Genomic DNA, 22,899 nt, shown 5'->3' with positions numbered 1-22,899 from the left:
CCGGACCCGTCCCTACCGGTGACCGTTGCTGCCGTACGTCTCTGGCTCCGCTCCTGACTCGCTGGACAGTCCCTAGCTGTCCACCAACGCGGCCACCAGGCGCGCCATATGCGGTCGTGGGTCAGGTGCGCCCGGCCAGCTGGTCATCAGTAGGTGGTGGGCGGTGCCGACGATGGCGAGGGCCACGGTGCGCGGGTCGACGGTCTCCGCCACCCGGCCGAGCCCCCGCTCGGCCTTCAGGTAGCCGGTGATGGCCTCCTGGATCGCGGTGAAGCCGGGCGCCCCGTCTACCAGAGCCTCGCGGATGCGCAGCGCGGCGGCGGGGCGGGTCATGGCGAGGCCCGACATGGCCGGGCCGCCGGAGTCGAACAGCGCGAGGGCGACGGCGTCGAGGTTCCGCGCCACAGTGCCCTGCCCGGCGAGCCCCGACAGCGCCTGCGCCTTCGCCGCCGTCCGCGCGAACCGGTCGAGGCAGAGCTCGGCCACGAACTCATCGAGCCCTGCGAAGTGCGTGTGCAACAGCCCCTTGGCGCAGCCCGCCTCGGCGGTGACGGACCGGCCCGCGCGGAGCGGGAGGGCATCGCCAACGCCTCCTTCACGCGAGGCGACGTGCAGGTGTACCCCTTCGAGGCGGGCGCGTTCGACGTGGCGATCAGCCGCTACGGGGTGATGTTCTTCGCCGACCCCTTAGCGGCCTTCGTCAACGTCGGCCGGGCGCTGAGACCCGGCGGGCGCCTGGCGTTCGTCTGCCCGGCCGATGCCACGCTCAACGGCTGGGTGGCGGCGGTGGCGTCACTGCGCGACTTCCTGCCGCTCGGCGACTTCGGGAGACCGGGACAGCCCTTGGCCGCCCCGGACCGTATCCGCCACGTCCTCACCGTGGCTGGGTTCACCGGCATCACCATCAACCAGGCGCAGACGTACGGGGCATGGGGACACGGAGCCGAGGACGCGGCGGAGTTCCTGCTGGGAACGGGCCCCGGTCGCCACCTGATGGAGCAGGCCGACGCGACTGCACGGGCCCGCGCCCGCCGCACCCTGACGGGCCTTCTGCGCGACCACGAGGCGGCGGACGGCACGGTCCGGCTACGCAGCACGTCGTGGCTGGTCACGGCGGACCGCCCGGCCGACCCATCGGACACGCCCCAGGGCCGGCCGCCGGCCACCGGCAGCTCAGCCGAACAGGCCGAGATCTACCTGGCCCACTATGCCGCCGTGCATGGACCCTCCCGAGGGGTTGGTTCGAGGCCGCCGGGGCCGCCACAAGTGGCCCCGGCGGCGTGCTGGACGGTCATGCCTTGAACGACGGTTTCGCGGCCCAGCGGCCACCACCATCCATCGTGTCCGCGATGGGGCGGTGCCGCCCGCCCGGCGTTCGTCCTTACCCCGGCGGGGCCGGGGACGCACTCGCCTCGGCGCAGGTCATGGCCCGCCTGCGGGCGCCCAGGACCATCGGGCGCCCCAGAAGCCCAGGTGCATCGAGCCGGGTCTCGTCAGCTCGCGCTGCCGAGCGGGCACGTCGGCTGGATCGGCGGCGTGGCGTGCAGGCGCGGTGAGTGCAGCGGTTGGAAGTAGTGGGTGAATGTCCAGGCGCCGACGCGGTTGCCGGCCCGGCAGCCTGCGGTGTCCGCCGTGCGGGAGTGGATTCCGGACCAGACGCGGGCGTTGATCATGTCCTTGTTGAACTGGTCGGCGTATTCGTAGTGTCGTGTGGTGCCGGTGATCTCGGAGGAGACGTTGAGGTCGAGGCGTGTGGTCCCGAGAATCCCGCTCAGGGTCTGGGTCACGGCGCCGGCGACCGCGGCGTGGCCGCTGACGTAGTCGGGATGCGGCGGTGTGACGAGCAACGGCTGCCACTGCGGGTCGGCTTCGGTCGCGGGGTTGCCGTCGGTGTCGGCCAGATGAATCGCCGTGATCGGCCGCCAGAATCCGTAGTGGAGTTTGGCGTCCCAAGTGGCGACGACGGCGTCGGTCGCCGACGCGTTCCCCGCGACGAACAGCCGCGCTGTCTCGGCGATGCCCAGATGGTGCCGGGCGGTGTAGTCCCGGAACGCCTCTTGGAACTGCACCACCAGGTTGCCCCCGAAGAACAGGGCGGTTTCGGTCTGCGGGGCAGTGCGGGACGAGCCGCTCTTCGCCCCCATGGTCTTCACCTCGTTCACATCCTCGGCGTAGCGGGCCGAGGAAAGAGCGGGCGGCCCGCCCGGCCGGAACTGATCCGGGGAAGTGAGCAGCAGCGGGCGAAGCCTGCCGAGCCAGGTGTCGATGAAGGGCAGGTAGGCGGGCGGGGTGGGCCGCCAGACGCCGGGCGCGGGCGAAGCGGTGAACTCCACCGGTGCGAACCGGCCGTCCCCTTCGCGCAGTTCGATGAGGTGCTCGGCGGCACGTTCCCCGAAGGCCACGCCCTGCCTCTTCGCCTGGCCCTCGGGGATCTTGGCGAGCGACCCGGCGTATGCGGCATCGAGCGGGGCCCGGGAGGCGGGGAAGTAGGTGAGCAGTACGTGGTGCGCGGCGGTCACGGCCGCTGCCTCGGGGGATGCGGTGGAGGGCCCGCGCGCATGCCACTTGTACGGGGCGTAGCGCCCCTCGATACCGACCACGGCGTTGTAGACGGCGGCCGAGACGAACCCGTGCCAGATGGCGGCCTGCCCGGAGGGACGGGCGCCGAGGCTGGCGGTGATGGTGTCGGTGGCGATGACGTTCCACTCGCGGATCGCCGCGGGATCCGCCGACGGCGCCGAGTGGCTGCCGCTATCGGCGGTGGCGGTGGGACCGGCCACGGCCGTGGCGGCGAGGAGCAGGAATGCTGTGACAGTGCGGACGACGGCCCGTCCGCTCGAACTAAATCTACCCATAACCGAACTAACGACCCGACAGGTGAACGGGCACCCCGTTTCACCGACGGGAATACGTGCGCCGGAGCACGTCTCGGGAGCAGGTGCGCCGGGCACACGCGCCCCTGCACCGTGCCTCCCGACCGACCACGAGATCAACGACCGGATGCCGAAGGGGTGTCCCGTCGCGCAGCTCGGGCAACTCCGCGGTCCAGCGCGGCGCTTTCCGCGGCGCGGACGGTGAAGGCGTGCGCTGATTGCAGTGGGCGAACGGTGGCCAACGTACCTGGGGTGTGTTGACCTGGGCTCCCGGGAAGAAGCCGATCCTGCCCCTGGGGACGGAGAGGAAGACGGACTCCAGGGGTCCGGGCCGGAACGGTTCAGTCGGTGTCCGTCGCGGCGAGTACGGCGATACGGCGGCCGTCGGGGGAGAGGGCGACGATGCCGTAGTCGTCCAGGTCGTTGTGGAACCATTCGGTGTCGGCCTCGAACCGGTACCACGTACAGGCCCGGGCCAGCTCCTCGACCTCGGAAGCGCTTGCCTCGGGGTACTCGGCTCCGCACAGTCCCGCGAGGGAGAGCCACGCGCTGAAACGCCCCCAGGCACCGTGGACGCCCGCTGAGCCGAATCCGCCGGCCGAGGCAGTCATGAACAACGTCAGCCAGACCGAGTCGAGCGTGCATGCCTCACCCTCGAACCGGTCCCGCTCACCCAGCCCTTGCAAGCAGTCCAACGGCAACGTGGTCACGACTCCCGGCAGATTCTCCGGAGAGACGGGCTCGTCCAGAACGAAGACCCGTGCTTCGTGGTCGCACCATCTGCCGTCTTTGGCCGGCCGGCCGATCAGGTCGGCCAGATGCGCGGGCGTGGCCTCCCGGACGCGGTGGGCGGCGCCGGCCCGGCGTGCAGCCACATCGACAGGCGTCGGCGATTTCATCGTCGGGACGGTTCCGGAGGCACCCCCTTGATAGCGACGGTTCGGCAACCACGCCCTCAGGTCCGGCCCCTCCATCTCCGAGAGCCGGGCCGGCAACCAGGAAAGGCCGCTCCAGTGGAACGGGCGGAAATCGGGGCGCTGGGTGGCGTGGGGGACCAGCTTGTCGGGGGCTGCCCCGCGCAAGAGCAACTCGTGGAAGAGACAGGCCCGTAGCGCATGGTGCTCTTCGCCTTCCGGATGCCGCAGGACGTACAGCGCGTCGTCGAGGGACTGCGCCTCCGCGATCAGCGACGCGAGCAGGCGCTCGTCGCTCGCCCCCGAATAGCGCACCTGACGACTCAGGGCCAGAAGTCGCTCCATGAACGGTCGCCCCGGAGTGAGTGCCAGGACCCGCTGCACGAACGTGAGGTCGCGATGCAGGACCCTCAGTCGTTCCTCGATCTGCTGAGCCTCCGCGGCGAGCGCCTCACCGACCGCGCCGATCCGCTCAGCCTCCCCACCCTTGGCCCACGCCTCGATGGTGACCCAGGGGTACCGCTCACCGGCATCCCCTCCCACCATGTCTACGCTCGCCATGCGCCGCCTTCCCCCTTGAGCCGTACTCCGATACTGATCATCTGCGTGGGGCCGGGCCTGGCGGATCGCGGTCCGCGCTCGTGAGCGTCCGCTTCTCCTTCGGCATCATCCGCCACCACGCGTGGAGAAGATTTCACATCGTGCGGGCGCGCTGACATCCACACCCCGACGTACGCCCCGGCCGTGTTCAACCAGCGCCACCGCTGCGAGGACTTCTGCCTGCCCGGGGACATCCTGTCGCACGAGACCCTCCACCAGGACCCGCAGGTCAACGCCGATGAAGAGGGTCATCAACGACTGGTGAGTAGCGACGGGTCCTGGACGTACTTCACCGCGGACTGCGCGTGGATCGGAAGCGATCTACGCGGCCGGATGCTGCGGTCTCAGGCGCTTCGACGCGTCCGGCGAAGCGCCGCTGTACGCCGGATGTCGCTTGCGGCGCGGCGTCAGGAAAAGCGATTGAACGCGATTCCGTTCGTCAGCGAAGTGACCCCGCTCTGCACGCCGTCGATCTTGAGGGTCTGCCCCTCGACGTGTTTGACGTAGATGCGCATGATGAATGTCCGTGTGCCGCAGGCCGAGTTGATCGGGATGTCGGAGAGCGCGAAGTAGCTCACGGAGTGATGGGCGTCGTCCGTGATGGTTTTACGTGACGACTGCTGATGAGTCGCGCAGGCGTGCCCAGTCGTGTCGAGCTGGATGAAGTCGAATCGAAGGTCCACGACCGCGTTCTCGCCGCGAGGGTGATCCTGCATCGCACTCGCGCAGGAAGCGGTGCCGACGGGACATGTCGTCAGCTCGAGGTTCGCCTGCGCGTCGACGGTTCTCGCGGAGGGGTGAGCCTCCCATTTGGACGCCGGTGTGCCGTCGCCGTAGAAGACCCATGCCTCGGAATCCGCCGCCCCTCCGCCGACGTATGTGCAGGCACCGTTGGTATCGGCGCTTTCGCACGAGGGGTTCTGCCACCATCCCGCGCCGACCTGGGCGGTGTCGCTGATCTCGATCCAGGTGTTTCCCGCAACCGCGGTGAGGTGGTAGGCGGAACCGGAGGTCGAGTATGTCGACCCGACAAGGCCACACCTGTACGTACCCGCCGACGGCGCGGTGAAGAGCAGGTCCGCGTAGATCGGCAGGTGTCCTGCCGTCGCATACGAGGTCGTGTCGTAGCCCTCGTGATTGCGTGCGGAGGCCGACTTGACACCTACGGTGACGCCTGACGAGTTCACACATCGGATGGCGTTCGTCATCCCCACGACCGCGGTCGTCGAACTCGTCGCCTCCAACCGGGCGCGCACGTGCCGCGATTCACCGGCGCCCAGCGTTATCGATCGTCCGATCAGTTCGACAGCGCCCCCTGTGGTGAATTCCGTGTCGGAGGCGAGTGCGGTACGGGTGACCGTTCCGTTGTCCGCCGAAGCCACGGGCTGACACCCCCACGTCACGGCCGCGCCGAGAAGTACTCCTGCGACACCACGCCGCAGTATGTTCCGTATCTGCGTTCTGTGCACCACGGCCACTGCCACCACCCATTCAAGGAACTTCTTGATCTCGACATCTCGCACAGTGTCGGCAGCGATGCCATGCCGAGGGGGCCCGCCATGCGGCATGCGGGCCCCTCGCGCTCTGTCGTGCCGTGCAGCACGAGTTACTGACCTTTTCGGGTTGCCTTCGGGTGGTGACGTTGGGTGATCCCTGCGGTAGGCCGGTGCTATGCGGTACGCGGATGGTGGGGGCCTGACCGCTGAGCGGCGGGCTGCGCGTGAAGGGATCCGGCTGGAGGCCGGGGTGAGGTTCGCACGAGGTGACAGGACTTCGGACATCGCCAAAGACCTGCGGGTGAGCGAGCGTTCGGTGGAGCAATGGCGCCGCAACTGGCGTGAAGGCGGTATCGAGGGTCTGAAGTCGAAGGGACCTGCGAAACTGCCGAAGCTGTCGGACGAACGGTTCGCCCTGCTGGAAAAGGAGCTGGCCAAAGGGCCGGCCGCGCATAGCTGGGAAGACCAGCGGTGGACATTGGAACGCGTCAGAACGCTGATCGGCCGCCAGTTCCAGGTCAGTTGCTCGATCGCGGGAGTGTGGCGGCTGCTGCACCGCCACGGCTGGTCCTGGCAGAGCCCGGCCCGTCGCGCGCTGGAACGCGACGAGCATGCGGTCGAGCTCTGGAAGAAGGACGTGTGGCCGCAGGTGGAAGTGCCGCGGCGGCGCTCGGGGCCTACATCGTCTTCGAGGACGAGGCCGGGTTCGCGATGACGCCGCCACACGCCCGCACCTGGGGCCGGCGCGGACAGACTCCCGTAGTCAGAGTGCGCGGACGGTCCCGGCGACGCATCTCGGTCGCCGCACTGTGCTGCTACCGGCCCGGCGAAAGGTCCCGGCTGATCTACCGGCCCCGCTTCCACCTGCTCCTCAAAGGAGCACGCAAGAGCTTCGCCTGGCAGGACTACCGCGACCTCCTGGTCCGCGCGCACCTGCAGCTCGGCGCCCCGATCATTGTCGTCTGGGACAATTTGAACACCCACCGTGCTGCCGGATTGCGGGAGTACGCAGGCAGCCACGAATGGCTCACCATCATCCAGCTGCCCTCCTACAGCCCGGACTTGAATCCCGTGGAAGGCATCTGGTCGTGGTTACGGCACGGGCCGATGGCCAACACCGCATTCACCGACCCCGACCACCTCACCCGCACCCTCCGCCGAGGGCTCGCCCACATCCAGCGTCACCCCGAGCTCATTGACGGCTACCTCACCGAAACCGGACTGACCCTCACCCCAGATCCCCCGAAGCCAATCCGAAAAGGTCAGTAGACGAAGTCGCTCAGATCTGCTGAACCCATGCAGACCCAGTCCTCCGCGAGACCGCCGAGTCCCGGAACACCGATGTCACTGCTGAACCCGCCGGCCGGAAGAGTGCGGGCTTGGTACCAGACACCGGATCCGGCGTAGTTGTGGACGTAGCCGTTGACGGAGAGGTTGTTGTCGTAGGACCGGATGTAACCGAAGTCGAACTTCCCCATGTTGAAGCAGGTGTTGGTGCTGCGTGTCAGGATTCTGAGGCCGCCGAAGGACGTCGAATCCCATATACAGAGGGCGTTCGAAGGGCAGGTGCCATCTGCTTGTGCCGGTGCGGCAGTGGCCAGCATGCTGCCACCGAGGAGTGTCAGCGTGGCTGCGGACGTTGCGAATATGCGTTTCCACATCATGTCTTCTCCAGAAGAGTATTCGTGGTGATCGGAGTGATTCCAGCGGCGGTTGTGATGTGATGAGTGCTGGTTCTCGGCACCGTCCCGGACGCGGTGTCGGGAGCGGTGGCTCGGTGGGGCAGCCGAAGTCGCCGGTCAACGGCTGGAGCTGATCTGCCTGGACTTGCCCCGCCTTGCGAGCGTTGGGCGCTCAGCCGGGCGTCATGTGCCACCGCCTACTCGACGATGACGGTCTGAGGAACCGCGTTACCCAGGCACAGTCCTCCACCCGGCCCCGACGCCGTCCACACCTATGTTGCTGCTGAAGCCGTTCACGGGCAGAGTGCGGGCTTGGAGGGATCCAGCATCATCCCGGCCATCCAGATGGAGGCGTTCGCGCTGTTGTTGTACTTGTGCGACGTGACCCAGCCGAAGTTGTAATTGTCCACGCTTCCCTGACCTGTTCACCCAGCGATCCATGACGGCTGTCGACGGATCAAGAATGACGGGCTGCTGTCCGGCTGTCGTTAGCAATACGTCCAACTTCCTTGACGCTGCGTCTACAGCCGAAAGGTCCGGACTGGGGCGGCGGTGGTCTGTCCGCGTACCCGTCGCGGCATCGGCGTACGGCGCGACGAGTCGAGGCGAGGCCTGAAGCGGTTGAAGCCGGCTGATGCCGCCTGGCTGAGCGTCTACTCCGGCACGTACAGCGCCTGAAGGCGGTATTCCTTGGGGGAGCGGCCGTAGGCGGTGCGGAAAGTGCGGGTGAAGTCGGAGGCGTGGAGGAAGCCCCAGCGGGCGGCGACGGCGTAGATGGGAGTGGTGCGCAGTGAGGTGCTGGCCAGGTCGCGGCAGGCGCCTTCCAGCCGTTGACTGCGGATATAGGCCGCGACCGTTTCGCCCTGCGCCTGTTGCTGGAAGATCCGGTGCAGGTAGCTGAGGGATATGTGATGCGCGGCGGCGATCACGGGTGGCGACAGCTCCGGATCGTGCAGATTCTGTCGGATGAACGCCCGGATGCTTTCCGCCGTGGCCACCCGGCGGGTCTCCTGGGACAGGGCGGTCTCCGCGTCCAGCACTTGGGCCAGCCAGGCGGACAGCAGGTCGAGTACGACTGTGCCCAGACGTGGCGCGTCGGACGGCTGGAGAGTGTCGGCCTGCCGGTCCAGGCCGACGAGGAAGTCCGTCAGCAGAGCACCGAGGCCCTCCCGCCCCGACAACCCCCGGCCCAGCAACCCCCGGACCAGGTGCGGTGGCAGGGGCAGCAGCGCCTTGGGGAAGTCCACGGCCACTCCCTTGACGACGTGGTGCTCTCGATCGCCCGTCGACCGGAGATCGTACGGCCGTGAGCTGTCGGCCAGGTGCAGGTCACGTGGACCGAACGTGTCGGTCCGCCCGGCATGGTCGAGAGCCAGTCCGCCGTCCAGCAGCAGCGTCAGGTGGTACGTCTCGGGATCGGACTGACGTACCATTCTCGGGCTCCGCCGGTAACGCGACGGCAGGAACGACGCCGACCACACGGCCACCGGACCTAACTCCATCAGCCGGTACTCCGCCCAGAAGTCAGCGGCGTGAGCACTGATGATCTCGCTTGAGCGGGTCCGGCCGATCAGTTCCCACCAATAGTCGAACCGGTTGTCCGCAGGCACGTCCGCAGTCCGGAACACGCTCCCGATCATTCCGTTCATCCCCGATCCCCGCGCCGGTACTCCCGTCGAGATCCTTCCACGCGGAGATCACCCCGATTGCGTTGCGTGCATCACGCGGGCCCGCCCGGCCTGCTCCTTGCGGGTCAGCCATTCGCCGGGCTCGTGCGTTTCGCCCTCCGACAGAGTGATGGGCAGGGTGACGCCCAGGTCGATGCCGACATCCGGCGCCTGGTGGGGATCGGGCCCAGCTTCGAGGGTCTGGACGCGGAAGGCGACGGGCAAGCCGAGTGCGTCCGCTCGGCCGGCCGAGCGATTTTGCGTTCGGCCGCCTCGTACCCGGCTGCTGGAATGAACGGGCGGCGCTCCCCACCCTCGCAGGGTGCGGAGCGCCGCCGGTGTGTTGCGAACGAGTGGGGTCAGTTGGTGGTGAGCATGCCTTCGCGCAGCTTGGCGAGGGTACGGGAGAGCAGGCGGGACACGTGCATCTGGGAGACGCCGAGGTGTTCGCCGATCTGGGCCTGGGTGAGTTCGTCGACGAACCGCATGTGGATGATGCGCCGTTCGCGGTCGTCGAGTTCGGCGATCATGGGGGCCAGGGCGTTGAAGTCCTCGACGAGTTCGAGGGCGTTGTCGTCGGTTCCGATGAAGTCGGCCAGCGCGGCTTCGCCGTCGTTGCTGGAGCTGATGGTGGCGTCGAGGGAGGAGGAGGTGTAGCCGTTGGAAGCCAGACGTGCTTCGTTGACCTCCTCCTCGCTCAGGCACATCAGCTCGGAGAGTTCCTTGACCGTGGGCATGCGGTCAAGCCTGCTTTGGAGCTCCTCGGTGGCTTTGGCGAGCTGGATGCGGGCTTCCTGTAGGCGGCGAGGGACGTGCACGGCCCACGAGGTGTCGCGGAAGAAGCGCTTGATCTCACCGACGATATAGGGGACCGCGAAGGAGGTGAACTCGACTTCGCGGGTGAGTTCGAACCGGTCGATGGCCTTGATCAGCCCGATCGTGCCGACCTGGACGATGTCCTCCATCTCGTCCTGGCTGCGACTGCGGAAGCGCGCGGCCGCGAAACGGACGAGGGTGACGTTCATCTCGATGAGGGTGTTACGTGCGTACTGGTATTCGGGCGTGCCCTCTTCCAGAACGGCGAGCCTGTCGAAGAACAGCCGGGACAATTGACGGGCATCCTTGGGAGCGACCCCCGAGGGGTCCGCTATCTCCGGCAGCGCCACCGTCCGCGCTCTTGTTGCCTCGGTCACTGTCATCTCAGGGCCCTCCCACGTGTATCCAGCCCCCGTGCCGCCGGCTGCTGGAGACCGGCACCAGGCGCGTACCCCCGTTCAGGGAATGCACACCACACGATCCGGGAACGGAGCCGGCAACCCCGGGCCATCCGCTTGACGACGCTTGCTGGCGCACGAGAAGTGGGGCCGACCAAAGACACTTTGGTCGGCCCCACTTGCGGGGTGGCGCTGTGAGGTCAGACGCGTCGGTGGCTCTGGTAGTAGCTGCCGACCTGCTCGTGGTAGCCGGCGTCACCGGCGTGCTTGTCCTTGTCGAACTCCGGGGAGTCCTTGATCTGCTCCTTCGTGAGGTCGACATAGATCTTGCGCTCGGCCTGGTCGACCGTCTTCACGGTCCCGGCCGGCAGCAGAACGTGCTTGCCGAAGATCCACACGCCGGTGTCGACGACGAGGTACGAGGAGTTGACGTCGTCCGAGTGCTTGTCGACTTTCCCGATACTGCCGTCGGTGGCCTCGACCTTGTATCCGATCAGGTCGGTGCCCGCGGTGTGGCCGGTGGTCGGCTGGTAGCCCCAGATGCTGTCACTCATAAAACGGCTCCCTCATCGAGATTTTTTTGCTGCCCTCGCAGTTGAACTGCAAAGTCGTACAGACGTCATCGAATTCGGTGACGTTTTCTCAGAAGGCCGGGTGCCCTGCCTCCCGGACCCCACACATTTATGTCGGGAGGAAATATGTATGGCCGGAGGTGCCGTGCTGGAGGCCGTGGTTCCTGGCGCCACGGCATCCTCCGGCCATGGCCTCCAACTACCCCGAATCAACAGAATCACCGCTTTCGTCCCGCCGTGACAGGGAGACGGGACATGGGTGGGCCCCGAGAGGTGGCGTCGGGGCCCACCGAGGTCAGGTCGTGATCAGTGCCCGCCTACCAGCGGTACCAGCGGCCCCGCTTACCGCCGCTTCCCGCAGGACGGATCACGAACCCGAGCACCCACACGACCAGCACGATGACAGCGATCCACCACAGGGCCTTGAGTGCGAAACCGGCACCGAAGAGGATCAGAGCGAGCAGAAGAACGAGAAGAACAGGAACCATAGTTATCAACCTCCGAGCCGTCGTGTGCCCTGCGGAACGATCTCCACTCCTGCGGATCTTATGTAGTTTTCAGAGATCCCAGAGTTACGAAAAGCCCGTGCGGCAATCTTCCGTTTGAGAGTGGAGTTCGGGGTGAGAGGGGAGTGAACCGTTTTCGAGTGAGACAGGGGTGAGTGGTTGTGGCTGCGGACGAGAAGGCCCAGGCCAACGGCGAGCAGGCCAAGGGCAAGGTCAAGAAGGTCGTCGGCGGTGCGGCGGGCAACGAGTCCCTGAAGGGCAAGGGGCACGCCGAGGAGTCCAAGGGCGACCTGCGCGCGGCCAAGGAGAAGGCCAAGGACGCCATCAAGCGCAAGTAGGCGCAACACTTTTGATCCCGGCAGCCCGCTGGCTGCCGGGATCTGTGCTGTCCGATACCCGCAACGCGCCCACCCAGCAGTCAAGCAGAGGCGCTGCGCCGGTCGTGGGTTGCGGCTTGGCGGCGCGATGGTCGGCGACGTTGATGCGGTTGCCGCACAGGTCGTGCGGTTCGGGAATCAGGGTGCTTCCCGCTGCGTTCGGTGAACAGCCACTCCTACGCCCCTGCTTCGTCCAGGAGACCTCGCCCATGTCAGAGCTGGAGATCGATGCCGTCGTGTTCGACGTGCTCGGCACGCTCGTCGACGAACCCGCCGGTATCCGCGCCGGCATTCGTGAACTCGACCCATCCCTCGACGATCCCAGGGTCGAGCAGCTTTTGTCGCTGTGGCAGCAGCACATCGACCGCGAGCAACGTCGCATCCTCGACGGCGTCCGGCCCTACCTCACCAGCGACGTCCTCGACCTGGAAGCCGCCCGGCTCGTCGCCGACGCCGTCGGAGTCGACGACCCGGCCGCCGTAGCGGCGCTGGCCCTGTCGGGGCGCAGGCTCCCGCCGTGGCCTGACACCGTGGCAGGGCTCGCCCGGCTCGCCGAACGGTTCCCGCTGATCGGACTCTCCAATGCGAGCCGGACGGCGCTGCTGGGTCTCAACGCGCACGCCGGACTGCGCTGGCACCAGGCCCTGTCCGCCGAAGACGCCCGGACCTACAAGCCGGACCCAGCGGTCTACCAGCTGGCCGTCACCGTTTCCGGGCGACCGCCGGAGCGGCTCCTGATGGTCGCCGCCCACGCCTGGGACCTGCGCGGAGCACAGAGCCTTGGCCTGCGCACCGCCTACGTCGCCCGCCCCGTCGGCGACCCGCCCACCTCCTCGGACGGGTTCGACCTGCACGCCGACGACCTGGCCGGCATGGCCGACCGACTCGACCATGCCTAGGGGAGTATCCGGCGGGTCATCGGCGGAGCCAGAGTCGGATTGAGGCGCGCACCGTGGTCTGCTTGTTCCTGGTGAACAGCCGCGCGTGCAGCTCCTGCTCCAGCGCGCGGATCTGCCGGGACGGCACCGGTTGGGTGATGTGCAGCCGCTCGGCGGCCCGACCGAAGTGCAACTCCTCGGCCACCACCAGGCAGTAGCGCAGCTTGCGCAGATCGACATCCACGACATCTCCCACCGTGTACGTGTAGACGCCATGTCCCAGCTACTTCCTCCGGGCCGTGTCGTCGGGTGGGCAGTTGAGCAGGTTTGTCCAACCCCGGAGTACCAGGTGGGAAATGTGAGGCTATATCCGCAATTGCGTTAATGATCTCGTGGGCGCGCCTGGTCCTCCGAGAGCTCAGATCGGCTGCCGGGCGAATGCGGTCGCGTAGTCGGACAGGAAGTTGGCCAGCGAACGCGGTTTCCTGCCGGTTATCTCCTCCATGGTGGGGATGGCCTCGCCCCAGAAGGCGTTGTCCCGGTCGGCCATGGCCTCGGTGCGCCGAGTGGCGTACGGCTCCGGGATGCCGATACGAACCACTCGAGGCTGGGGTCGATGTCCACGAGAACGGACAGCACCCGGCCGCTGGCATTGCTGTCGGGCAAGGGGACGGGAACGGCATTACTCGGCGCGGCGCCGTATTACCGCGAGAGCCTGTGTGAACGCGGAGTCGTGGGTTCCGTTGGCGATCTCCTCAAGGAAGTTGCCGGTGCGGATGTCAGGGGGGATGCCCTCGCCGTCGAAGGTCTTGCCGCCGGACGGGGTGAGGTACTCCTCGTTCGGCAGGCCGAAGGACCAGCCGTTCTGGAGGGTGCGCTCCAGAACGTCCGAGAAGACGCCCTGCGTGTTCTGTCCAATGCGTACGGTCCTCGCCGGGCGCTGTATGAGGGCCTGGGTGAGGGTCTCGCCGGCGCTGTAGGTCTCACCGCCGGTGAGCACTGCGACTGGGCCGGTGTACCGGAACCGGTCGGCTGCCGGCCGGACGCGTACCGGCTGCGGGCGGGTGTGGCGACCTGGGTCGATCGGGTCGTTGCGTGCCCGCTTGGCGTAGGCCACGTACGCGGGATCGGTCAGGCGCTCGGCAATCTGCAGCGCCAGCGCGTCGGAACCGCCCCCGTTGATCCGTAGATCCAGCACCAGACCCCGGAGCCCCGGCCTGATCACCTGGCTCAGCGTCTCATCCAGGACGGCGCTGTTGCGCGCGTAGGCAGGGCTGTCGCCGTCGTATCCGCCGAAGCCGGAGACCCGCAGGTAGCCGGTTCCGTCCGGCAACCGGGCGTACCCGATACGGCCGTTCGCGAAGGTCCGCAGCCGCATGCCGGCGAGGTCGTGCTGCTCGACGAAGCGCTGGGCCTGCTGGTCGAGTCCGGGGCCGGGGGGCATAGTGCCGGGGCGGCTCTGCGCGAAGCTCCCGGTGTCACCGGCGTCGATACCCACATGCGCGTCGTACAGCGGCAGCACCATCTCCCGCAGAAGGGCGAAAAGCTCGGTGTCCGGCATCCCGTCGTAGACCCTTGGACGGTATCGGTCCCTGACTGTCTGCCAGTTGGTCTTCTTGGCTGCGAAGAAGGGATAGTTTTCCTCGAAGGTCTGCCAGAAGACGTCGAAGGTCGCCAGCGCTCCCGTCGGTGCAGCCTCGGTGCATCTGGCAGGCAGTGCCGGAAGGCGCCGCAGCCGGCGGTCGCCGACCGAGCCGTCGAAGTGCAGGGTCGCGCCGGCTTTGCCCGCTGCGGGGCGTATCCGGTAGACGGTCGTGTCGTCGCCGGTATAGATCACCGAGTTGCCGGCCTGGCCTGTGCGCCGTGCGGTGTCGCCGCGCAGGCAGCTGACGGCGGTCGTCTGGTATTCCCGCAGCCGCCCGTCCTCGACGGACAGCACGGTGCCGTAGCCGTCCAAGCGCCACACGCCATCCACGCGGTCGGCTGCATGCGGCGCGGCAGCGACAGGGCCGGCAGCCAGCTCCGTGCCGGCCACCAGGGCGAGCAGAACAACGGCCGTGGCGCGCCTGCTCCTTGCTCGCCACCTGGGCGCCCTGGCTTCTTCGACCGGTGAGTTCCTGCTGAGCACGGTCGCTCCTTCCTGTCCGTCTTGTCAGCTTCGGAACTCATGATCTTCGCAACGGTCCTGGCCCGGTATCCGGCTGACTGGCCCACCCGCACGGGGGTAAACCCCACCCCAGCGTCGTCAGCAAGCCACAGTGCAGGTCCGCGAGGAGCTCCAGCAGGTCACGCTCGTCCTCCAGTTGCCGGCCGACGCAGCCGCGCTCGCGGGCGCAGGGCACGATCAGCGTGAGGACGTCGACGGTAGTCGGGGTCGCTGGTGACGGTGTGGTGCAGCTACCGGCCGCCGTCCAGGTGGGTTCCCGCGGCGGTCGGAAGGCCGCTCGGGCCCGTGGCTCGGGGCCGCGGCCGAACTGGGCAGTTTTGGAGAAGCATCGGTGACCCGGCCGCCCCTATCGTCGAAGACATGAACTCCATCGCCTCCGTCACCCTTGAGGTGGCCGACACCACGGCCGCCGCCCGCTTCTACTCCACCGCCTTCGGACTGGACTCGTCGCACGTGCGCCTGCGCGCCTCCGAGGCCCCCACCACCGGTTTCCGTGGTTTCACGCTGTCGCTCGTGGTGTCCCAGCCGGGCAACGTCGACGCCCTCGTCGGTGCGGCCCTCGACGCCGGCGCCACCGCCCTCAAGCCCGCCTCGAAGTCGCTGTGGGGCTACGGCGGCACCGTTCAGGCCCCGGACGGCACGATCTGGAAGATCGCGACGTCGACGAAGAAGGACACTGGCCCGGTCACCCGGGACTTCGACGAGCTCGTGCTCCTGCTGGGCGTCGAGGACGTGAAGGCCAGCAAGCAGTTCTACGTCGAGCAGGGCCTCACCGTGGGCAAGAGCTTCGGCGGCAAGTACGTCGAGTTCGCCACCGGGTCGGGCCCCGTCAAGTTGGCCCTGTACAAGCGCCGTGCTCTCGCCAAGGACGCGGGTGTCCCCGCCGACGGCACCGGATCGCACCGGCTCGTGCTCTCCAGCGCCGCCGGCCCGTTCAGCGACCCGGACGGGTTCGTCTGGGAAGCCACTGCCCCGCTGGCCGCCACCGCCTGAGCCGAGTCAGCTCCGTTGCCTGTCCAGCACCTCAGGGTGTTCTGGAGGGTGTCGAGGACTTGGTAAAGGGTGAGGCTGGTCCGGGGACATTTGGGGACAGGCGCTGTTCGGTGAGGAAGGCGTGGGAGGGCGGTCGCCAGGGTGATGTGGTGATGCCAGCCGGACCAGGAACGGCCTTCGAAGTGGTGCAGGCCCAGGCCGTGTTTGGCGGGACCCGAGCGAACGGCTTCACCACCCTCGCCTGGCGCCAGGGCTCACGAGGAGAGTTACGTTCCCGCTTCGCCGCCATACGTCCGTACGGCCGGCAAAGCCGTCGAGCGCCCGATCAAAGCCACGGCATCGGCAGAACAAGGCTGGTGGGACGGGATCCTGCCGGACTGCCGGCTGCTGATCGAATGGCCCGACGGCGCCGAGGCACCCACCGAGTACTGGTTGTCCAACCTGCCGACCGACACGGCCATCTCTGAGCTGATCCGACTGGCCAAGGTCCGCCGGCGCATCGAGCACGACTACGGCGCCTGTCCGGACAGCCGATATCTCTCGTTCTTCCTGGTCCGATGTCCATGGCCGGTTGTGGCAGGAGGACATCGGATCAGTCGCGCGGTCGGTGTGGGCGGCGTGTCAGGTGGTGATGGTGGCGACGGGTTCGAGGCCGTAGGTGCGGGCGTAGCCGTTCTCGGTGCCGACGAGGAGGTCGACGACCTCGAAGTAGCGGTCCCAGAACGGGGTTTCGCGCAGTGCGTCGATGAGGAGCTGGTAGGCGTGGTGGTCTTCCGCTTCCCACACCCAGACGTCGGTGACGCGAGCGGAGTAGAACTCCGTGTCGTAGAAGCGTGACCTGACGCCGCTGGTCCTGGCCTCGATCGCGGGCAGGACCTGGGTGGTGAAGGCGTCCACACGTTCCTGGACGGTCAGGGCGAGCCACTCGGGTGTGGTCTTGACGAGCATGAACGCCGTGACCGGCGGTTCGGTTTCCTCAGTGGGCATCAGGACGTCTCCAAAGGTGTAGGTGGTCTTGGTGCGCTGGGCACCATGTGTTCCGGCGACGGGTGGTGGGCCCTCAGGAGAGGACGGCGGGCTTGAGGGTCTGGGCGCACCACTGCTCGAAGCCGGTGGGGGAGGCGGTGTCCGGGGTGCGGGCGACACCGGCGTCGAGGCCCTCGTCCTTGGCTCGCTTCATGTCGGCGACGCCCTGGACGAATGCCTCGTTGAGGCCGTAGCCGACGAGGGTGGTGTACAGCTCGTCGAGCGGCTGGCGTTCGTAGCGGACGGGGCGGCCGAGCTGTGCGGTCATGATGCGGGCCAGGTCGTTGGGGGACAGGTCCTCCGGCCCGAGGACCGGGACGCTGCCGGTGCCGGTCCACGAGCGGTCCAGCAGCAGGCCGGCGGCGGCGGCCGCGATGTCGGCGACAGCGACGAGGGGGGCCTTGCGGTCGGCGTCGACGGTGTCGGTGAAGACGCCCTTGTCGCGGATCGAGTCGGACTCCTCCAGGAGGTTCTCGAAGAAGGACGGGTTGGCCAGGGCCCGGTAGGCAACACCGGTACCGGCGATGAGGTCGTCCATGGCGAGGGAGGCGGTGACCAGGCCGGCGCGGTCGGCGACCGGGGTGCCGCGGCCGAGCGCCGAGACCCCGACGACATGGCCGACACCGTGGACGGCGAGCGCCTTCACGGCGGGGCGGGTGAAGCCGCTGTAGGCGTCGTGCGGGGCCAGGGAGGCGTCCGGGGGGACGAGCCAGAAGACGGCGTCCGCACCCTCGAAGGCCCGGTCGAGGACCTCGGTGTCTGCGTGCGAGCCGGTGATCACCTCGACACGTCCGCGCGCCGCGTCCGGAAGCCGGGCGGGGTCGCGCACGATCACGCGCAGTTCCTCACCCGCGGCGGGGGCGGACTCCAGGAGCCTGGAAAGCAGGTGACGGCCGATGTTCCCGGTGGGAGCGGTAATAACGATCATGAAAGCCTCGCAGGTCGTGCCGGATCGGTACGACCCTCATCCTGCGGAGGGCAACCGTGTTGCCACAATGGGAACTTCAGCACGGAATCATTGACTGAAATGGAATGATGCTGGTGAACAGCCCAGAGCCGGTCATCGACGCCAATCTCGCCATCGCGCTGGACGCCCTCCTGGCCGAGCACAGCGTCACCCGCGCCGCCGCCCGCCTGCACACCTCGCCCGCCGCCATGAGCCGCACCCTCGCCCGCCTCCGTCGCATCCTCCAGGACCCCCTCCTGGTCCGGGCCGGACAGGCCATGGTCCCCACCCCACGCGCCCAGTCCCTGCGCGACGAAGCCGCCGCGGTGGTACGCAGCCTCGGAGCACTGCTCAGCCCAGGCACAGGCGTCGACCCCGCCGACCTGCGCAGCACCTTCACCCTCCAAGCCGCCGACCTGGTCGGCGCGGCACTGGCGCCTGGACTGCTGCACCTGGCCCAGCAGGAAGCGCCGGGGGTCTCGTTCCGGCTCCGGGCCGAGGAACTGGAGGCCGGAACCGCCCTGCGCGACGGCCGGATAGACCTGGAGATCGGATCCATCGACCACGTGGACCCCGAAACCCAGGTCGAAGAACTGGTCAGCCTCCGCATGATGGCGGCCGTCCGGCCCGGCCACCCCCTCACCGAAGGACCCCTGACCCCGGCCCGGCTCGCCGCCGCCGAGCACGTCGCGGTCAGCCGCCGCGGCCGGTTCAGCGGCCCCCTCGACACCGCCCTGGCGGAGCAGAACCTCCACCGCCGGGTCAGCTTCGTCCTCCCCAGCCACCTGGCCGCAATGACCCTCGCCACCCGCAGCGACGTCGTCTGCCTCGTACCTGCCGCACCCCCCGGCGCCGCCCCCTCCCCCCTCACCGACGACGCCATCGCCCTCGGACTGTTTCTCCTCGACATCCCCCTGGAACTGCCTCCACTGACCATCGGCATGGCCTGGCACCCCCGACACACAGCCGACGGAGCCCACCACTGGCTGCGCAACGCCATCCGCCGAACCCTCCGCACACCCGGAAGCCCAACCACATGATCTGACCGAGGCACCGGGACAGCCACGACCAGGCGGCAACAAGATCCGAGCGAGGCGCTGACACCAGCACCGAAGGTCGAGTGCGGTAGTTCAGAGAAGCCTGCGTGGGGTGCTCCGTCCTGATCGTTCACGCGACGGAGCGTCCGCGGCTCGTCGAGATCCGCGACGACCTCCTCGCACGGATTCTGGAAGCCGAACGCGAGGGCTGGCTCGGCGAGATCGAAGGATTGCAGAGCAGCCTCACCCACGCCGACGAAACGATCGCCCAACTCGACGCGCAGATCGCCCGGAAGCAGGGAGCCGTCAATCTGGGTGTCCCGACCTCTCGAGAGATCGTTGCTCGCACCGCCACTGCGGCCGCACCATAAGAGTCCGGATGTTATGGGCTCCAGCTCAGACCTGGTGCGAGGCGTCATTGACGATCGGCGCATGATGGCCGTCATGGAGAACGTGGTCGAGAAGATCAAGGTCCGCTTCCGGTTCATCCCTCGCGAGGGGTGGTTCCCGCAGGACACCGAGGGCCTGTGGGCGACGAAACTCGGCGACGAGACGGCGAGTGTGCAGAACGCTCCCTTCCTTCAGGACGGGATCGCCGAGGGCGATGTAGTGCGGTACCGAACCGACTCCGACGGGCTCCACTGGGCTGTCCACCGGGTCAGTTCCTCCGGCAACTGCACGATCCGTGTGGTGCCCGTGCCCACCGGTCCCCTCGGACGTAGGCCGCAGGCGGTGCGTCAGCGCCTTTCGGCGTTCGGGCTCGGAGGCGAGGTCTTCAGCGAGGACTTCCCCATGGTGGCTTTCACCGCACCGGCAGGCGCGGACTTCGCCGGGATCAAGGCCCTCCTGAAGCGGGGGCGAGACGAAGGATGGTGGCACTACGAGGTCGGCTGTGGCACCGACGAATGGTGGAACGCCTGACATCTGCCGGAATGCTTCGCGGCGTTGCTCCGGAGAAGGCGGGAGCCGAACTTTTTGAGCGGCAGACAGCTGTGAAAGCGCCGGCCGCAAGCGAGGCGGGTCGGCCCGGCGGCCATAACCCGGTCCAGCGCCCGCTCCTGAGCGAGCGCCGGCACACGCTTGGGCTTCGCCAGACCGACGCGGTACAGCCAAGCCCGGGTGGGATGGATGCACGACCAGCGGGGCCGGTAGGCACCACGTGCAACGCAGGACCGCGACGGGGTCGTGACCGCCCGGGCCGAGATTCAGCTACCGTAACTGACACCGGGTGACAAGCACTTCGGAGGCGGCGCAGCGGTCGTACTCCGAAACCACCGGGTTCGCGGAATCTGAACGCTGGTGTGTGCCGAGCCTGTGGGTGGCGGTTGTTCCGCGGGGGAAAAGTGCCCGGGTTCAGCCCGATGAGGGAGGCCTGAGTGCCCTGTTTTTCGAAGCCCCGGTAGGTCTAAGCTCTGCGGATGACCTTGGAATGGGAACAGGTAATTGTTCACTCGGTAGATCCGGCAGCCCTGGGACAGTGGTGGGCCGAGGCTCTTGGTTGGGTAGTGGTCCACTCCTCCGATGACGAGTTCGAGATCCGCCCGGAGCCGGATCGCCTGCCGGGGTTGGACTTCGTCCGGATTGATGAGAGCAAGAAGGCCAAGAGCCGACTGCATCTCGACTTCAGGCCTGACGACCAGGACGCCGAGGTGGCTCGTCTGGTGGCTCATGGCGCACAGCGTGTCGATATCGGCCAGGGTGATCAATCGTGGGTTGTATTGGCAGACCCCGAAGGCAACGAGTTCTGTGTCCTTGGCCAGCGGCGTCAGTAAGGCTCACACCTGGGTGGGGTCGATGGTGAGGCATTCGGGGTGGGCCGCCGCGCGGACGTAGTGGATCGCGGTGCGCGAGACGCTGCCGAACAAACGCATCAGCCGGATCGGGCCCGCGGTCTCTCGTGCCTCGTCCAGGAACCGGTCCTGCCGCAGCTGCGGGGAGTTGCGATGTGGTGCCGGACCAGCAGGCAGTGCTCGCAGCTGACGGCTGGAGGATGGGGATGCAACGCCAGACGCGGGCTCTGCCCTCGGCAGAAGCCTCTTGGCGTGATCGGGCCGTGCTGATTGAGTTCCGCCATGGAGCGCATGGAGATCCTGGTCCTCGGCGGTACGGCCTGGCTGGGGCGTGAAGTGTCCCGGCAGGCCCTCGACCGGGGCCACCGCGTGACGTGCCTGGCCCGTGGCGACAGCGGTCCCGTGGCGGAAGGCGCGCGCCTGGTGGCCGCAGACCGGCGAGACCCCGCCGCGTACGCGTCCCTGCCCGGCCGGGAATGGGACGCTGTGCTTGAAGTTTCCTGGCAACCCGGTTTCGTACGGAAAGCAGTTGCGGCCCTGGGCGCACGGGCACGTCACTGGATTTACGTCTCCTCGGTCAGCGCATACGCCTCCCACGGTGAGCCCGGTGCTGACGAGTCCGCCGCCCTGCTGCCCGCCACAGACCGCGAAGAGGTCGACCGTGACCGGTACGGCGAGGCCAAGTCCGCCTGCGAAACGCTCACCCGGACGGCCCTGGCCGACCGCCTCCTGATCGCGCGCGCCGGACTCATCGGCGGGCCCGGCGACCACAGCGACCGCTCCGGCTACTGGGTCGCCCGCGCCGCCCGAGCCCCCCACGCGCCGCTGCTCGTCCCCGACACCCCGAACGCCCCGACGCAGACCATCGACGTGCGCGACCTGGCGACATGGCTCCTCGACATCGCAGAACACCGAACCACAGGCACCTACAACGCGCTTGGCCCGGCTGTGCCCTTCGCCGAGTGGATCGAGCTGTCCCGCAGCGTCGGCGGACACACCGGAGCGGTCATCACCGTGCCGTCCCAGCAGCTCCTCGCGCACGGAGTGGCCCAGTACATGGGACCCGACTCACTGCCCATGTGGGTGGTCGAACCGGGGTGGGAGGGCTGGGCGGCGCGCGACGGATCCGCCGCCACTGCCGCGGGCCTGCGCCACCGCTCCCGCACCGGCCTCCTCGCCGACACACTGCGCTGGGAACGCGAGCAGGGACTGCACCGGCCACGCCGCGCGGGACTCGCCCCGGACAGAGAGCGCGAACTTCTGGCGTCCTTCGGATAAGAACCGTCCTTGAGCTGTCGGTGATCTGGCCGGCCGAGTCGCACCAGAGGTTCTGCTCGAGTTGCCGGGCAAGTCTTCCCGGCAACTGGAGATCGACGGTGACCGGGATGGGGAAGCGGCTCGCGTGGTCCTGAACGGCGGCGACCAGGCCGTGGTCTGCGAGCACCGGCGGGTTGAGCCCCCGGATGAGACTGCGCAGCTCCTGGTGGGCAGCGGAGAGCTGCTCCTCGGCCGCGGTGAGCTGGGCGACGAGCGGAGAAACCTCGGGGATGTCCAGACGCGCGTGCGGGCGGAGTTGCGCGCCAACTCGCGCCGGGCGGCCTCCCTCACCGCTCCGGTGATCGCGGCAGTCGGCTTCGCCGTCATGCTCAGCGGCGTGGTGGAGACCATGCGCGTGCCGTACCCGGCGGGCGACGCGGTCACGCTCACGGGACAGGTGATCGTGACGCCGGACGGGACGCCGGCCAACACCGACGAGGTGGTCGCCGCCAACCCGGTGGGCAAGGCCGCGCTGCCCACCCGAGCCTTCGCCCGCGACGAGGGTGGCGACCTCGCCGTGATCGACGCGCTCGGCTCGCGCGACACGCGGTGGAACAAGCCGGGCCAGACGCTGCTCGGCAAGCGGATGGCGACCTTCCTGGGCGATGAGGCGGGGAGAGCGTGGAGCCCGCCTGATCTCGTTCGGCTGCCTGCACCTCAACGACGGGCCACCGCCCACGGCCGTCCGGGTCGAAGACGTCCGCGACCGCCTGCACGACCCGGCAGCCGCCCGCGACATCCTCGACCTCGACGCCTTCCACCCACGCGTCCAGACCGTCGTGCTGCACACCCCAGGTGCCCAGGAACTGCTCGCCAACCTGTTGGCCAACGCGCGCGTGCCTGA

Annotated in this window: 24 protein-coding genes and 4 pseudogenes; 12 read left to right on the top strand and 16 right to left on the bottom strand. The window is 68.2% G+C overall.

Annotation, left to right across the window (positions count from 1 at the left end; genetic code table 11):
• Positions 1-72: 72 nt before the first annotated feature.
• A pseudogene (locus tag GTY58_RS04055) lies at positions 73-558 on the bottom strand (TetR/AcrR family transcriptional regulator); the annotation flags it as partial.
• Here GTY58_RS04055 and GTY58_RS04050 point away from each other — a divergent pair.
• Positions 559-1,137 (top strand): annotated as a pseudogene (locus GTY58_RS04050) (methyltransferase domain-containing protein); the annotation flags it as partial. It lies immediately after the preceding pseudogene.
• 356 nt (positions 1,138-1,493) lie between these two features.
• Here the strand turns inward: GTY58_RS04050 and GTY58_RS04045 are convergent.
• The 3 genes from GTY58_RS04045 to GTY58_RS04035 all read right to left on the bottom strand — a co-directional run bounded on the left by GTY58_RS04045 (position 1,494) and on the right by GTY58_RS04035 (position 5,769).
• Positions 1,494-2,780, bottom strand: coding sequence for a vanadium-dependent haloperoxidase (locus GTY58_RS04045; RefSeq protein ID WP_249374355.1), 1,287 nt, complete (start codon positions 2,778-2,780; stop codon positions 1,494-1,496).
• A gap of 434 nt (positions 2,781-3,214) precedes the next feature.
• Positions 3,215-4,348 (bottom strand): DUF6183 family protein, encoded by a 1,134-nt coding sequence (locus GTY58_RS04040; RefSeq protein ID WP_010982185.1) that lies wholly within the window; start codon positions 4,346-4,348, stop codon positions 3,215-3,217.
• A gap of 446 nt (positions 4,349-4,794) precedes the next feature.
• Complete coding sequence (locus GTY58_RS04035; RefSeq protein ID WP_010982184.1) at positions 4,795-5,769, bottom strand: hypothetical protein; 975 nt, start codon at positions 5,767-5,769, stop codon at positions 4,795-4,797.
• A gap of 289 nt (positions 5,770-6,058) precedes the next feature.
• Here GTY58_RS04035 and GTY58_RS04030 point away from each other — a divergent pair, with 289 nt between their 5' ends.
• On the top strand, positions 6,059-6,598 hold the full coding sequence (locus GTY58_RS04030) for a winged helix-turn-helix domain-containing protein (RefSeq protein ID WP_010982183.1): 540 nt from the start codon (positions 6,059-6,061) through the stop codon (positions 6,596-6,598).
• Positions 6,595-7,152: a transposase gene (locus GTY58_RS04025; protein ID WP_010982182.1), complete on the top strand. Its 558-nt coding sequence runs from the start codon at positions 6,595-6,597 to the stop codon at positions 7,150-7,152. Before GTY58_RS04030 ends, GTY58_RS04025 begins: the two co-directional genes overlap by 4 nt.
• Here GTY58_RS04025 and GTY58_RS41535 read toward each other — a convergent pair.
• From GTY58_RS41535 to GTY58_RS03995, 6 genes are all read right to left on the bottom strand, one after another.
• Positions 7,146-7,361 carry a hypothetical protein gene (locus GTY58_RS41535; RefSeq protein ID WP_037651108.1) on the bottom strand — a complete coding sequence of 72 codons (216 nt, stop codon included), beginning with the start codon at positions 7,359-7,361 and terminating at the stop codon, positions 7,146-7,148. The genes GTY58_RS04025 and GTY58_RS41535 overlap by 7 nt on opposite strands.
• Positions 7,362-8,218: 857 nt before the next feature.
• Positions 8,219-9,205 (bottom strand): helix-turn-helix domain-containing protein, encoded by a 987-nt coding sequence (locus tag GTY58_RS04015; RefSeq protein ID WP_037651206.1) that lies wholly within the window; start codon positions 9,203-9,205, stop codon positions 8,219-8,221.
• A 57-nt stretch (positions 9,206-9,262) separates the two neighbouring features.
• Positions 9,263-9,457: a hypothetical protein gene (locus GTY58_RS04010; RefSeq protein ID WP_037651109.1), complete on the bottom strand. Its 195-nt coding sequence runs from the start codon at positions 9,455-9,457 to the stop codon at positions 9,263-9,265.
• A gap of 134 nt (positions 9,458-9,591) precedes the next feature.
• Positions 9,592-10,431 carry an RNA polymerase sigma factor SigF gene (locus tag GTY58_RS04005; RefSeq protein ID WP_010982179.1) on the bottom strand — a complete coding sequence of 280 codons (840 nt, stop codon included), beginning with the start codon at positions 10,429-10,431 and terminating at the stop codon, positions 9,592-9,594.
• Between the two features lie 215 nt (positions 10,432-10,646).
• Positions 10,647-11,000 (bottom strand): PRC-barrel domain-containing protein, encoded by a 354-nt coding sequence (locus tag GTY58_RS04000; protein ID WP_010982178.1) that lies wholly within the window; start codon positions 10,998-11,000, stop codon positions 10,647-10,649.
• Positions 11,001-11,335: 335 nt separating this feature from the next.
• The gene (locus GTY58_RS03995) at positions 11,336-11,506 is read right to left on the bottom strand and encodes a hypothetical protein (protein WP_010982177.1); all 171 of its coding nucleotides are present in this window, start codon (positions 11,504-11,506) and stop codon (positions 11,336-11,338) included.
• A 179-nt stretch (positions 11,507-11,685) separates the two neighbouring features.
• Here GTY58_RS03995 and GTY58_RS03990 point away from each other — a divergent pair, with 179 nt between their 5' ends.
• A complete protein-coding gene (locus GTY58_RS03990) occupies positions 11,686-11,862 on the top strand; it encodes a CsbD family protein (protein WP_010982176.1) in 177 nt (58 codons plus the stop codon).
• 248 nt (positions 11,863-12,110) lie between these two features.
• Complete coding sequence (locus tag GTY58_RS03985) at positions 12,111-12,800, top strand: haloacid dehalogenase type II (protein ID WP_037651110.1); 690 nt, start codon at positions 12,111-12,113, stop codon at positions 12,798-12,800.
• A 61-nt stretch (positions 12,801-12,861) separates the two neighbouring features.
• Here GTY58_RS03985 and GTY58_RS03980 read toward each other — a convergent pair.
• The 3 genes and pseudogenes from GTY58_RS03980 to GTY58_RS03970 form a co-directional block, all read right to left on the bottom strand.
• A pseudogene (locus GTY58_RS03980) lies at positions 12,862-13,023 on the bottom strand (LysR family transcriptional regulator); the annotation flags it as partial.
• A 174-nt stretch (positions 13,024-13,197) separates the two neighbouring features.
• Positions 13,198-13,380, bottom strand: coding sequence for a hypothetical protein (locus tag GTY58_RS03975; protein ID WP_010982173.1), 183 nt, complete (start codon positions 13,378-13,380; stop codon positions 13,198-13,200).
• A gap of 81 nt (positions 13,381-13,461) precedes the next feature.
• On the bottom strand, positions 13,462-14,907 hold the full coding sequence (locus GTY58_RS03970) for a S41 family peptidase (RefSeq protein WP_010982172.1): 1,446 nt from the start codon (positions 14,905-14,907) through the stop codon (positions 13,462-13,464).
• Positions 14,908-15,306: 399 nt separating this feature from the next.
• Between GTY58_RS03970 and GTY58_RS03965 the strand changes: the two genes are divergently transcribed.
• On the top strand, positions 15,307-15,939 hold the full coding sequence (locus GTY58_RS03965; RefSeq protein WP_010982171.1) for a glyoxalase: 633 nt from the start codon (positions 15,307-15,309) through the stop codon (positions 15,937-15,939).
• 31 nt (positions 15,940-15,970) lie between these two features.
• Here GTY58_RS03965 and GTY58_RS03960 read toward each other — a convergent pair.
• From GTY58_RS03960 to GTY58_RS03950, 3 genes and pseudogenes are all read right to left on the bottom strand, one after another.
• Positions 15,971-16,145, bottom strand: a pseudogene (locus tag GTY58_RS03960) (IS701 family transposase); the annotation flags it as partial.
• Between the two features lie 415 nt (positions 16,146-16,560).
• Positions 16,561-16,926, bottom strand: coding sequence for a darcynin (locus GTY58_RS03955; protein WP_010982169.1), 366 nt, complete (start codon positions 16,924-16,926; stop codon positions 16,561-16,563).
• 73 nt (positions 16,927-16,999) lie between these two features.
• Entirely contained in the window at positions 17,000-17,893 is an 894-nt protein-coding gene (locus GTY58_RS03950) for an NAD(P)H-binding protein (protein ID WP_010982168.1), read from the bottom strand.
• 104 nt (positions 17,894-17,997) lie between these two features.
• Here GTY58_RS03950 and GTY58_RS03945 point away from each other — a divergent pair, with 104 nt between their 5' ends.
• From GTY58_RS03945 to GTY58_RS03915, 6 genes are all read left to right on the top strand, one after another.
• Positions 17,998-18,951, top strand: a complete 954-nt coding sequence (locus GTY58_RS03945; protein WP_010982167.1) for a LysR family transcriptional regulator — start codon at positions 17,998-18,000, stop codon at positions 18,949-18,951.
• Positions 18,952-19,055: 104 nt separating this feature from the next.
• Positions 19,056-19,319, top strand: a complete 264-nt coding sequence (locus GTY58_RS03940; RefSeq protein ID WP_010982166.1) for a hypothetical protein — start codon at positions 19,056-19,058, stop codon at positions 19,317-19,319.
• 61 nt (positions 19,320-19,380) lie between these two features.
• A complete protein-coding gene (locus GTY58_RS03935) occupies positions 19,381-19,869 on the top strand; it encodes a DUF4265 domain-containing protein (protein ID WP_037651114.1) in 489 nt (162 codons plus the stop codon).
• A gap of 497 nt (positions 19,870-20,366) precedes the next feature.
• Complete coding sequence (locus GTY58_RS03930) at positions 20,367-20,720, top strand: VOC family protein (protein ID WP_037651118.1); 354 nt, start codon at positions 20,367-20,369, stop codon at positions 20,718-20,720.
• A gap of 309 nt (positions 20,721-21,029) precedes the next feature.
• The gene (locus GTY58_RS03920) at positions 21,030-22,016 is read left to right on the top strand and encodes an NAD-dependent epimerase/dehydratase family protein (RefSeq protein ID WP_010982164.1); all 987 of its coding nucleotides are present in this window, start codon (positions 21,030-21,032) and stop codon (positions 22,014-22,016) included.
• A gap of 61 nt (positions 22,017-22,077) precedes the next feature.
• Positions 22,078-22,899: a hypothetical protein gene (locus GTY58_RS03915; RefSeq protein ID WP_010982163.1), complete on the top strand. Its 822-nt coding sequence runs from the start codon at positions 22,078-22,080 to the stop codon at positions 22,897-22,899.

Source organism: Streptomyces sp. SID5469, from assembly GCF_009862865.1.
Classification (GTDB): Bacteria; Actinomycetota; Actinomycetes; order Streptomycetales; family Streptomycetaceae; genus Streptomyces; species Streptomyces avermitilis.
This window is presented reverse-complemented; position numbering and strand designations above follow the sequence as displayed.